8 protein-coding genes are annotated in these 11,685 nt (G+C 43.0%); 4 read left to right on the top strand and 4 right to left on the bottom strand.

Annotation, left to right across the window (positions count from 1 at the left end):
- Positions 1 to 138 precede the first annotated feature (138 nt).
- Entirely contained in the window at positions 139 to 2,019 is a 1,881-nt protein-coding gene (locus ACEW80_RS07065) for a caspase domain-containing protein (RefSeq protein ID WP_373525917.1), read from the top strand.
- 113 nt (positions 2,020 to 2,132) lie between these two features.
- Here ACEW80_RS07065 and ACEW80_RS07060 read toward each other — a convergent pair whose 3' ends face one another.
- Positions 2,133 to 2,510, bottom strand: a complete 378-nt coding sequence (locus ACEW80_RS07060; protein ID WP_373525916.1) for a Mo-dependent nitrogenase C-terminal domain-containing protein — start codon at positions 2,508 to 2,510, stop codon at positions 2,133 to 2,135.
- A gap of 710 nt (positions 2,511 to 3,220) precedes the next feature.
- Here ACEW80_RS07060 and ACEW80_RS07055 point away from each other — a divergent pair.
- Positions 3,221 to 4,042: a lecithin retinol acyltransferase family protein gene (locus ACEW80_RS07055; RefSeq protein WP_373525915.1), complete on the top strand. Its 822-nt coding sequence runs from the start codon at positions 3,221 to 3,223 to the stop codon at positions 4,040 to 4,042.
- A gap of 151 nt (positions 4,043 to 4,193) precedes the next feature.
- Here ACEW80_RS07055 and ACEW80_RS07050 read toward each other — a convergent pair whose 3' ends face one another.
- The 3 genes from ACEW80_RS07050 to ACEW80_RS07040 form a co-directional block, all read right to left on the bottom strand.
- The gene (locus ACEW80_RS07050; RefSeq protein ID WP_373525914.1) at positions 4,194 to 5,966 is read right to left on the bottom strand and encodes a ribonuclease J; all 1,773 of its coding nucleotides are present in this window, start codon (positions 5,964 to 5,966) and stop codon (positions 4,194 to 4,196) included.
- Between the two features lie 279 nt (positions 5,967 to 6,245).
- Positions 6,246 to 7,130 (bottom strand): 4-hydroxy-tetrahydrodipicolinate synthase, encoded by an 885-nt coding sequence (gene dapA / locus ACEW80_RS07045; RefSeq protein ID WP_373525913.1) that lies wholly within the window; start codon positions 7,128 to 7,130, stop codon positions 6,246 to 6,248.
- Between the two features lie 182 nt (positions 7,131 to 7,312).
- Positions 7,313 to 8,356 (bottom strand): aspartate-semialdehyde dehydrogenase, encoded by a 1,044-nt coding sequence (locus ACEW80_RS07040; protein ID WP_373525912.1) that lies wholly within the window; start codon positions 8,354 to 8,356, stop codon positions 7,313 to 7,315.
- Between the two features lie 799 nt (positions 8,357 to 9,155).
- Here ACEW80_RS07040 and tig point away from each other — a divergent pair.
- Together tig and clpP are read left to right on the top strand one after the other, a co-directional pair.
- Positions 9,156 to 10,601 carry a trigger factor gene (gene tig / locus ACEW80_RS07035; RefSeq protein ID WP_373525911.1) on the top strand — a complete coding sequence of 482 codons (1,446 nt, stop codon included), beginning with the start codon at positions 9,156 to 9,158 and terminating at the stop codon, positions 10,599 to 10,601.
- A 331-nt stretch (positions 10,602 to 10,932) separates the two neighbouring features.
- Entirely contained in the window at positions 10,933 to 11,631 is a 699-nt protein-coding gene (gene clpP / locus ACEW80_RS07030) for an ATP-dependent Clp endopeptidase proteolytic subunit ClpP (RefSeq protein WP_373525910.1), read from the top strand.
- The last annotated feature ends 54 nt before the right edge of the window (positions 11,632 to 11,685 follow it).

Here is an 11,685-nt window from a genome sequence, read left to right as displayed (position 1 = left end):
TAACGTAATAAAAATTACATTCTAACTTAAGATTCGCTTATAATCACTTAGACTATATAAAACATAGGTTAGCTTTGTTTTTTTGGCAAAGCCAACCGCAATTTTAAGACCAGCAAACAATAACTGACAAAGAGCGGGATGACAAATTACTGGGCGATCGCAATTGGCATCAATCAATATCAGTTATTTCAACCTTTAAGTTGTACCCAAGCAGATGCTGAGGCACTGGAGGATTTTTTAGTTACACATGGCGGTTTTGTCCCCAAACACTGCCTGTTAATGACAGATACTTCGCCGCCGATTGGGGATCGATCCACTTACCCGACTAAAGAAAATATTTTGCTGCTACTTGAAGATTTGGCAGCGACAAGTTGGCAACCGGAAGACTATTTGTGGTTATTCTTTAGCGGTTATGGGGTCAACTACAAAGGTAAAGATTACTTAATGCCAACAGAGGGCAACCCCGAACTCGTGCAAGAGACTGGCATAGAATTGCGATCGCTAATGCAAAGTCTGCAACTTGCTGAGATGAATGTATTGCTACTACTCGATATCAACCGCGCTTTTGGCACCCAAGCGGATGCTCCCGTTGGCGAAGAAACAATAGAACTAGCTCAAGAACTACAACTCGCTACAATTCTTTCTTGCCAGCCAGAGCAGTTTTCCCACGAAAGTAGCGAACTAGGTCACGGATTCTTTACAGCAGCTTTGTTAGAAGCTTTGCGTTCTGGTAATGGCAGCAACTTGGCAGATTTAGAAAGCTACCTAAGCCTGCTCATGCCAAAATTATGTCAACATCACTGGCGTCCTGTCCAAAACCCTGCCACTATCATCCCATCAAGGCAGCAAGTAATCTTGCCAAGTTTGGCAATGGAAAGCGAGTTTCAAGCAGAATCGGTGATTTATCCCGAAGAATCCTTTGCTGTTGCCCTTGCGGCTCCTCCCCTCGACGATTCCCCTAGAACTTCAGGAGATCGGGGCAGATGGGGAGAAGCTACTATGAACTCCTCGCAACAGGTGAAGGCTTATAAGGTCGAGAAGTCTAAGGATCAACAAGTCCAGAAGTCAGCTACAGATTTAGTTTCCCAGCCAATGCCGGAAACTTCTTTAGGAGTGAATACCAGGGGAAGATTTATCCCCAATTCCTCCCAAGGTTATGTCTCTCGATTGCCATCGAATCAGTCAAGCATCCCTTTTTGGAAACAGTTTATCTTATGGGGCGGAGGCAGCTTGCTGGTAGCAGGTTTAATCGCTGTAGTTTTTCTGCGTAATCAAGAAACTTTTAGAATTAAGCAAATATCAAATACGTCACCCAATGCTACTGCTAGCGATCGCCAGTTTATCCAGAATTTATCTAGCGATCCCACTCCACCAGTTAAACTCAAAAACCCATCTAGCGCCCAAATAGTCTCTAGTTCCGAGTCAAAAAAGCGGAATCAAGCAGTATTAGACCTAGCGAAAATGTCGCTCAGACAAACTCAAGCTAGCGATTTGAGCATGGCGATCGCTACAGCCCGGAAAATTAAACCCGGTGAACCACTGTACGCACAAGCTCAGGAGAATATTAAAATTTGGAGCCGGATGATTTTAGATTTAGCAGAAGGTCGTGCTAAAAAAAGACAGTATGCCAGCGCTATTGCTGCCGCACGGTTAATCACCAAAGATGAAGACCCATACGCCAAAGCCCAAGCAGCAATTAACCTGTGGCGGTTAGAGGGCAAGCAGTATGTGAGTAACAAAACTCTTTTAGATGCAGCTAATGGCTTGATTAAGTCAGGACAGGCATCTACCTACAATCGGGCGATCGAAGTTGCCAAAACAGTCCCAGCAGGTCAACCAGGCTTCGATACTGCCCAAAAATCAATTAATAAATGGAGTGAAAAAATTCTAAATCTGTCCAAGAGCCGTGCCGCAGAAGGAGAACTCAAGTCCGCAATTGCGACCGCTGCTTTAGTGCCAGAGGAAACAGGCGCTTACGAAGATGCTCAGGATGCTATCCGAAAATGGCAAAAAAAATAGTTAGGAGTTAGGAGTTATGAATTATGAGTTTTATTTTTAATTCGTCACTAATCACTCTGTATAAACGCAATCAATAGCGTCTCTACTCCTAACTTTTCCCTCAGCACTGTGTATTAGCAATACTGCGACACATCTTCGCCACAATCGTCGGCTAGATAGCACAGCGCTCGAAAACGTAAACCAACCACTTCATCATATAAGGGGTTAAGCTTGCACATGGGCGGAATGTGAAACAGGGTTTTTCCAAATAATTTGACATCCCGCTCAAAGGGACACTGAGATGGAATCAGTTTGCACAAGCGGTGAGCTAATTGGCGATCGCGAACTTGAATGCTGTCTACCCGCTGCCGTAAGGGTTGGAGAATATTCCAGTAAGCTTTGGAAACAGAACGGTTTAGCTGGGTTACTTTATGATCACTAGTCTCTGCTTGATTGATTGATACCCAGCTAGCCAGAAAAATCTTTTTTGTGGTACTGTCGAATACCTTCATGGTTAATCCTCTACGTTATTGAGGCTATTCAGCTTTTTGATGAATATATACAATGTGGCTACGACCTTTACCGGAAAAATCGCGTCCTGACTGCGATATAAGTTAATACCTGATTAGCCACTTAAGTCAGAACTTAATTTATTACTACGTCAAGTTAATCGCAATTTTCTGGGGATCGGTAGCGTAATATTACGATCTTGTTCATAACTTGACACACGTTAAATTTTAGTGAAGACATCTGTCATCGGGTAGGCTTTAGTGTAGCATTTACAAACCTTAACACAATCTCTTCCTGGAAGTATTTTTGCTAAGTATAAATATTGGTAATACCCTAGTAGGCGTTTTTCTTCTCTGTATTCCCACGTTTCTACGTCCTCGCGTCCTGTTCATTGCTGACTATTCTGAATTTCTAGGAGACTTGGCAATGGGTTCATTGAATGTGCGTGAACCATAGAAGTGCGATCACTTGCTCAAAATTAAACTCAGATATTTATGAAGGATTACTTTTAAAAAATTCCTTTTCATGTGTAAATACTGCCTTTAGGAAACTCATATAGTATAAAAAACATAGATTAGGCTTGTTGATAAATTTTAAAATAACTCAGTTTAACCACTCTAGTAATCCAGATAAAGGCTGTGCCATAAATATCTTAGGCAAGCACTAATTTTGTTGCTATTAATAACAACTGAGTATTAAAGACAACTACAACATGAGAAAAGGTGATCATATTTACTTTAAGTGTGGTGATTACAGCCATCATGGTATCGACTGCGGTGATGGTACAGTCGTCCACTACACAAAAAATCAGGGAAATATTTCTCGTGTTTCTTGGGATTCATTTGTATCTGGAAAGATAGTGTTTCTAAGGGAGTATGGTAGTTCTGACTTGCCTGATGTTGTAATTCAACGCGCCGAAAGCCGATTGGGGGAAAATACTTACGACCTGTTTGGTAATAATTGTGAACACTTTGCTACATGGTGTAAGACAGGTATACACGCAAGCGAACAACTCAAAAATGCTGGAGCAACGGCAGGAGGAGCATCTGGAAGTGGAGCCGCAGTTGCGGGTAGTATTGGTGTTATCAGTGCTGCCGGAGCCGCAGCTGGGCTAAGTGGAGCCGGGATTATGTCAGGTCTAGCTACAATCGGTGGAGTTGTTGGTGGGGGAGCTGTTGCAGGCATTGGCGCACTTGGTATAGCTCCTGCTGCTATAACAACCCTGGCAATGAATAGTATTTTAGAAGATAACGAAAATCTTACTAGCGACGAGAGAGAAGCTCGTGCTGTTGGCAGAACTATGACAACTGTTGGTGCTGCTGCTGGCACTGCGGGAGCCGTTGGTGCTGTTGCAGCTGCTGGAAGCGTTGCTGGTCTGAGTGCTGCTGGAATCACTTCAGGGTTAGCGTCTGTTGGGGCGACAGTTGGCGGTGGTATGGCAGCAGGTGTAGCTATCACAGTTGCAGCACCAGCAGTTGCAGCAGCAGCAGTTGGTTATGGTGCTTATTGTTTCTGGAAATGGATATCAGAATAATAAATCAGCACTCCCGGCAAAGTTGTTTATACGCAACAACTCCACCTTATAAAAGCAAATGATTTTTCTCTAAATCTCATGCTAAAGCGCAAAGACATGAGAAAAACTCTGCGTCTCTGCGCTTCTGCGTAAGATTTTTATCTTAAATTCCCTATGATGCTACCTGAGCAGCAGTCCGAGTGCGTCGTCTTCTGCCATCGGCAACTTTCACAGGTGGCTGATCGGGGATTTGCATCAACAAAGTTACAGATGGCTGACATTGTAGTTCGCGGCGGATGGAACGCTGCAATTCTCGTTCTAAAGTACCTTGCAATCCACCCCAGTCTATATCTGCTGCTTCACCTTCGCCAGCAGCAAATTCTGACCAGCGTACAGTGAGAATTTCTTCAATCCGTTGTTTTACCCAGGTTTGTAGAAGCGATCGCTCTACATTTGTCACTACACCCCGGAGGTGAACTTCTGGTTTTGCCAACAGTTTACCATTCCAATCAATGGCAGCGGCGATCGTGATAATGCCTTCTGAAGCCATACGTTGCCGTTCTTGCAACACATGGGCACTTACCATACCGGAGCTAGTTGTATCCACCAATTCGATCCCAGATGGCACTTTACCAGCGACGCGAATGGTATCTTCAGTCAGTTCTACAACATCACCATTCTGGATAATGATCATGTTTTCGGCGGGAATGCCCATACTCTGAGCCGTTTCTGCGTGCTTCACCAGCATCCGATGTTCGCCGTGAAATGGTACAAAGAACTTGGGTTGAGTTAAGGCAATCATCAGCTTTTGCTCTTCCTGACAGCCGTGACCGGAGACGTGAATCCCCTTATCCCGACCGTAGATTACTTTCGCTCCCTGAATCATCAACTTATCGATGGTGTTGACTACAGCGATCGTATTTCCGGGAATTGGGTTAGCAGAGAATACTACCGTATCTCCTTGGCGGATTTTGATGTGAGGATGTTCTTTGTTGGCAATGCGAGTCATTGCTGCCATCAATTCACCCTGAGAACCTGTAGTTAAAATTAAAACTTTTTCGTCAGGTAGATTGCGGACTGCGTGCAATGGTTGCAGCAGATTATCTTCACACTTGATGTAACCTAAATTCCGGGCATGAGCAATCAAGTTCAGCATGGAACGCCCCACAATCGTCACTACACGGTTTTGCTTCTTGGCGATATCCAAAATCATGTTGATGCGATGCACACTGGAAGAAAAGGTAGTAACAAATAATCGGCCAGTTGCTTGACTAAATACTCTCTCCAGATTTGGATAAACTGAACGTTCTGAAGGTGTAAATCCAGGTAATTCGGCGTTGGTGGAATCACTCAGTAGGCAAAGAACGCCTTTTTCACCATGTTCTGCTAAACGTTGCAAGTCAAACTTTTCCCCATCCACCGGGGTATGGTCAATTTTAAAATCCCCTGTGTGAATGACTACACCAAGGGGAGTCTGAATGGCAACAGTGAAACTATCAGCGATGGAGTGGGTGTTGCGGATATATTCCACTAAAAAGTTTTTGCCAATCCGCACAACATCACGGGGTAGAACAGTTCTGATTTCGGTGCGATCGCGCACTCCCGCTTCTTCCAATTTACCCTCTAGCATTGCCATTGCTAGTCTCGGCCCATAAATTACGGGGATATCAAATTGCTTGAGATGAAAAGCAATCCCGCCAATATGGTCTTCATGACCATGAGTAACGATCATCCCTTTGATTTTGTGGCGATTTTCCCGCAGATAGGTTGTATCTGGTAGAACAATATTTACTCCGTGCATCGCCTCTGTGGGAAAAGCCAATCCTGCATCTAAGAGGATAATTTCATCGTCATACTCAAAAAGACAAGTATTTTTCCCAATTTCATGCAAACCGCCCAAAGGAATAATTTTCAAGGCGGAATTGTTAGCTTCGTTTTTAGCCATTTTCTCCTTAGATTGTTACTTGTGGTTAATTGAGTTGATAGTTAACGAACTTGTATTTAAGACAACATCATCTGTCTATTAAGTCAGTCCTATAGCAATCAAGTTTTAATTGAGAACTTCAATTTTTTATTCAATAAAATGGATACTACACTGAAGAGTTCATAGTATATCTATTAGTCTTAGTACAGGTTTTTAAATTGCAACTTGTGAACAATTATGACCATTGTTTGTATTTATTTTTGGCAAGCAGCAAATTATCAGCGCTTAATCAGCTTGTAGCTAGATTAAACTAAGTTCTTTCAGAACCGCTTCTAACTTTTGAGTGACTTCTAAATCAGCTTCACATAGGGGCGGACGAGTTGAACCAACCTCCCAACCTTGAAGTTTCAGTGCTTTTTTCACTGGAATGGGATTTGAAGTAAGAAATAGAGCTTTAAACAACGGGAACAGTTGGAGATGAATGTCGCTTGCTAACTCAATTTTACCTGCACTAAAAGTTTGGATCATCTGCTGTAGTTGGTTTCCTACCAGATGAGAAGCCACACTTACCACACCCTTTGCCCCGATCGCTAACAAGGGCAAAGTCATGTAATCATCACCAGAATAGATGTGGAATTCTTTTGGTGTCAAGCGGCGAATTTCGCTTGCCTGATCTATACTACCAGTGGATTCTTTTATCCCGACAATATTGTTAACCTCAGCTAACCGGGCAACTGTTTCTGGCTGAAGGTTTTGTCCGGTACGACTAGGGACATTATATAACAACAATGGTAGGTCGGGACAGGCTTGTGCTATCGCCTGAAAGTGCGCTTCCAATCCCGCTTGTGGCGGTTTGTTGTAATAAGGAACAACTTGTAAGGAGCCATGTACTCCTATCTTAGACGCTTTTTGGGTGGCTGCGATCGCTTCTTTGGTGGAATTTGAACCACAACCTGCGATTACCTTGGCTTTTCCCGCCACGGATTGCAACACCTCGACAAATAATTGGTATTCTTCATCCCAACTTAGCGTCGGGGATTCTCCTGTTGTACCGCACATCACCAACGTATCTGTACCGTTGTTAGCTAGATGTACTGCCAGTTCTGCTGCTACATCATAATTTACACTCCCGTCTGCTTTAAACGGTGTAACCATAGCAGTTAAAACATTGCCAAAATCTCCCACACTTTTTTCACTCCTGATTACCCATGTTTTTGTATCTTGGTGGTTTTCTATTGTGATAACCTATCTGCAAATTCCTTTCAATAGTGATTTGCACACTTGCTCTTTTTTAAAAGTTCAAACTTCCAAATAACTAATTTTTACCTTTGACTCCAGACAACGAAAGTCTCTGGCTTTGGTTTTGACTAGCTTGAAACGTATGCCTTAGAGGGTTTTAGTAGATTTTTTTCTACCAACAACTCGGCGATTTGTACTGCATTCAGTGCTGCGCCTTTGCGGATTTGGTCGCCACACAACCATAATTCTAAGCCGCATGGATGAGAAATATCCTGACGAATTCTTCCCACTAAAACTTCATCTCGACCTGTTGCTTCAATTGGCATCGGAAAATGATTAGTTCCCCAATCGTCTACCAATTTTACTCCAGGGGAGGAATTTAAAATTTCTCTGGCTTCCTTGGCACTAAAGGGAGTCTCAAATTCTAAATTAATGGCTTCTGAGTGGGCGCGGAGTACGGGAACCCGTATACAGGTTGCAGTGATTCTGATTTGCTGCGTGCCAAATATTTTTCGGGTTTCGTTGACCATTTTCATCTCTTCTTCACAATAACCCAAATCGTTTAATGGGGAGTTGTGTGGGAATAAATTAAATGCCAATGGGTAAGGCAATATTTCGGCAACTGGTGGCTGTCCTTGTAGTATAGCGCTTGTTTGGGTTTTGACTTCTGCCATTGCTCGAGCACCGGCACCACTAGCAGATTGGTAGGTTGCGGCGACGATGCGTTGCACTGGTTTAACTTTATGCAATGGCCATACTACCAAAGTCATTAAGATGGTTGTGCAGTTAGGGTTGGCAATAATGCCTTGATGATTAGCTGCGGCTAGTGGATTCACCTCTGGGACTATTAAGGGAACTTCCGGGTTCATCCGAAAGGCACTGGAGTTATCAATTACCACTGCGCCCTTTTCGACTGCAACTGCTGCCCAAGTTTTGGATGTGGAACCACCTGCACTAGCTAGTACTATATCGACATTTTCAAAGGCGCGATCGCTCACTGGTTCTACTGGTATATTTTCCCCTTTAAACCGTAGCGATCGCCCGACACTCCGCGCTGATGCCAATAACTTCAAGTCAGCAACCGGAAAATTACGACTTTCTAATAATTCCAGCAACTCTGTGCCAACAGCACCAGTCGCTCCCAAAATAGCTATACGATAGGAATTGGACAAGCTCGCTTCCTCCTTTAAGAGGTTTAGGTGAAATTTAGTGGAACAATTGACAATTTAGATATATTTAAATGGCGATCGCAATCTTAAAATACATTTTGAATAGATTTATCTTTTTCTCTAATTTAGTCTATCTTTATATCTTAATACATTTACTTTTTGGCTATTTAATAAATATTAAGTGATGTTGCATTCTCTAACAATCGCTGTCTAATTTTATAATCGATTTAAACTATATATTATTCTACAATAAACCGCAATTTAGCAGAAAAATGGAGATATCTGCACTTAAACGTTTTAAAAGCATTCACTTGTAAGGTCAACAAACGTTTTGGCTACAAAGTTGCTTACCAAGATGATTAATATACTATAATCGAAAGGCATAAAACCAGCAGAGTATAAAAATGATCTATGCGGCTAGGTGACAGATGCGTTCTAATCCCACAACTTATATAATAGCTAGACTCACTACCATAACTTTAATTTGGGAATAATAACCACTGGCTGAGAACCAGAATATCACGGGGTTATCCCACTGAATAATTAATTCTTAAGTTTTCGGGGAAGTGGGGAAGAATTTTCCAATGCCCTCATTAGCTAAATTGTGATGAAAGTAAAATGTCAAGTCCTTGGACATTGGCAGTAAACTGGATCTTTGCCCCAAGACAACTACTCATCCTTGGATGTCATGAAACCTTGTGGCAACCTCTCATTACCTTAAGAGACATCAAGATTATAAACGCAAACAATGGCGTCTTGTATGTACTCGGAGTATAAAATACCAGAAAACTAGAGACGAAGCATGAAAGTCACCCAGGAAAAACTTCCCGCCAGCCAAATTGGTCTGGAAATAGAGATTGCGCCGGAAACTACCAAGCAAACTTACGAAAAGGTCATTAAAAACTTAGCGAGTACTGCCAATATTCCTGGGTTTCGTAAAGGCAAAGTGCCCCGGCCTATATTGTTACAACGGCTGGGTACGACTCGAATCAAAGCAGCAGCGCTGGAAGAACTAATTCAAGATGGGATTGAGAAAGCAGTCAAACAAGAAGCCATCCAGGCAATAGGTCAGCCGCAATTGCGCTCTTCCTATGAGGATTTGATTAATAATTATGAACCTGGAAAACCCCTGACGATTTCGGCAGCTGTGGATGTAGAACCAGAAGTAAATCTAGTCCAGTACACTGATTTACTTTTCCAAGCTGAGGAAGTCAAGTATGACCCAACTGAAGTGGAGAACACCCTAAACAAGGAACGTCAAGAATTAGCGACATTGATTCCTGTGGAAGGACGTGCAGCCCAAATCGGCGATGTTGCCGTAGTCGATTTTAAAGGTGTGTTTTCCAAAGCTGAGGGCGAAGACGAAACAGCCGAACCAGAACCTATTCCTGGAGCTGAAGCAACTGATTTTCAAGTTGAGTTGCAGGAAGATAAGTTTATTCCAGGCTTTATTTCTGGAATAGTGGGGATGAATCCAGGAGAAACCAGAGAAATGGCGGCGCAGTTCCCAGATCCCTATGCTAACGAAGATTTAGCTGGAAAAGCGGCAACTTTTACAGTAACGCTTAAAGAACTGAAGGAAAAAGAGCTACCGGAATTGAATGACGACTTCGCTCAAGAAATCAGCGACTTTGAAACTTTGGAGGAGTATAGTGCTTCTCTGGTAGAGCAATATCAAAAAGAGGCGGACGAGAAAACAAAAACAAATAAGCAGGAAGCCTTGTTAACAGAACTGCTTAAGCACGTAGAAGTTGACTTACCAGCAACATTGATTGAGCAAGAAGTGGATGCAATGCTGACGCAAACAGCAATGCGGCTGTCTCAGCAGGGATTAGATGTGAGAAAGCTGTTTACTCAAGATATTATTCCTCAGTTGCGGGAGCGATCGCGCATTGAGGCAATTGAACGCATCAAACGCTCCTTGTCTTTGCGGGAAGTCGGGAAACGCGAATCTATTGAGGTAACACCAGAAGAAATCGCAGCCAGAGTCACAGAACTATTGCAGCAATACCCGGAAGAACAAGAAGTTGATGAAGATAAACTGCGCTCAATCGTCGGAAACGAACTGTTAAGCGAAAAAATCATCGATTGGCTCTTAGAACACTCCTCAGTTGAACTTGTACCCGAAGGCTCTTTGAGTGCTGTAGAGGAAAAGGAACTGGCACAATCGGATGCTGATGCTGATAATGTACCTCTGACAGAGGAAGAAAGCAGCGATACTTCCACAGAAGTCACGGAAGGATCATAAAAAATTCCACAGCCATGAGTTCACCAGTTCTGAGTTAAAGTACTGGTGTTATGGGTAAACGAAAGGAGATGAGGGAGCAGGAGGAGATGAAAGTTCACGCCCTCTTGACTCTTAACTCCTGACAACTCAGAGATGAAAGCAGAATAATTAAAGAATTAATGAATTTTCAGCAAATAGTGGCACCTGTTATCACCTTGGCTTGATACTGTGTTAGACGAGAGGAAATTATATAAGGCATAATGGTTAACACGTAGCTTATAAAAATCCCACTCGTCGAAAAGGCAGCATATGCTGCTGAAACATCTGTCCTAAATTATCGTCAAATTTTTGTATGCTTCTATCGCAGTCGGGAAATGACCCCATCAACAACTTAAGCCGAATAAAGATTAACTCCCAGTTGAGCAGCCCTAGCAACATCGTCCCGATGGTGGTAGAACAATCTGGCATGGGAGAAAGGGCTTTCGACATCTACTCCCGCCTGCTGCGAGAGCGGATTGTATTTTTGGGAACGCCAATAGACGATGCTGTAGCCAACTCAATTGTGGCTCAGTTGTTATTCCTAGACGCCGAAGATTCTGAGAAGGACATTCAACTGTATGTTAATTCTCCTGGCGGCTCAGTCTACGCAGGAATGGCAATCTATGATACAATGCAGCAGATTCGCCCTGATGTTGTTACCATCTGTTTCGGATTAGCAGCAAGCATGGGGGCCTTTTTGTTGACAGCAGGGGCTGCCGGTAAGCGGATGTCTTTACCCGACTCCCGGATTATGATTCACCAACCGCTTGGTGGCGCTCAAGGTCAGGCCATTGACATAGAAATTCAAGCCAGAGAAATTCTTTACATTAAAGCTAAGTTAAATCAGTTAATGGCTCACCATACTGGTCAAGCCTTAGAAAGAATTGAAGCAGATACTGAGCGCGACTTTTTCATGTCGGCAGACGAGGCAAAAAACTACGGTTTGATTGATCAGGTCATTTCCAGGCAAAATCTTCCCACAGCAGGGGAAAACGTCACCATTCTGAAATAAGAGGCTGGTATGTCTAAGTACGACTCCCATTTGAAATGTTCATTTTGTGGCAAG

It is taken from the genome of Nostoc sp. (assembly GCF_041747015.1).
GTDB lineage: Bacteria > Cyanobacteriota > Cyanobacteriia > Cyanobacteriales > Nostocaceae > Nostoc.
The sequence above is the reverse complement of the archived record's forward strand: the minus strand, read 5'-3'. Positions and strand labels throughout refer to the sequence as shown.

Bases quoted from the DNA above. Each gene is read 5' to 3' on its own strand.
- ACEW80_RS07065 (WP_373525917.1), top strand. From the start codon at position 139: ATGACAAATTACTGGGCGATCGCAATTGGCATCAATCAATATCAGTTA.
- tig (WP_373525911.1), top strand. From the start codon at position 9,156: ATGAAAGTCACCCAGGAAAAACTTCCCGCCAGCCAAATTGGTCTGGAA.
- clpP (WP_373525910.1), top strand. From the start codon at position 10,933: ATGCTTCTATCGCAGTCGGGAAATGACCCCATCAACAACTTAAGCCGA.
- ACEW80_RS07060 (WP_373525916.1), bottom strand. From the start codon at position 2,510: ATGAAGGTATTCGACAGTACCACAAAAAAGATTTTTCTGGCTAGCTGG.
- ACEW80_RS07055 (WP_373525915.1), top strand. From the start codon at position 3,221: ATGAGAAAAGGTGATCATATTTACTTTAAGTGTGGTGATTACAGCCAT.
- ACEW80_RS07050 (WP_373525914.1), bottom strand. From the start codon at position 5,966: ATGGCTAAAAACGAAGCTAACAATTCCGCCTTGAAAATTATTCCTTTG.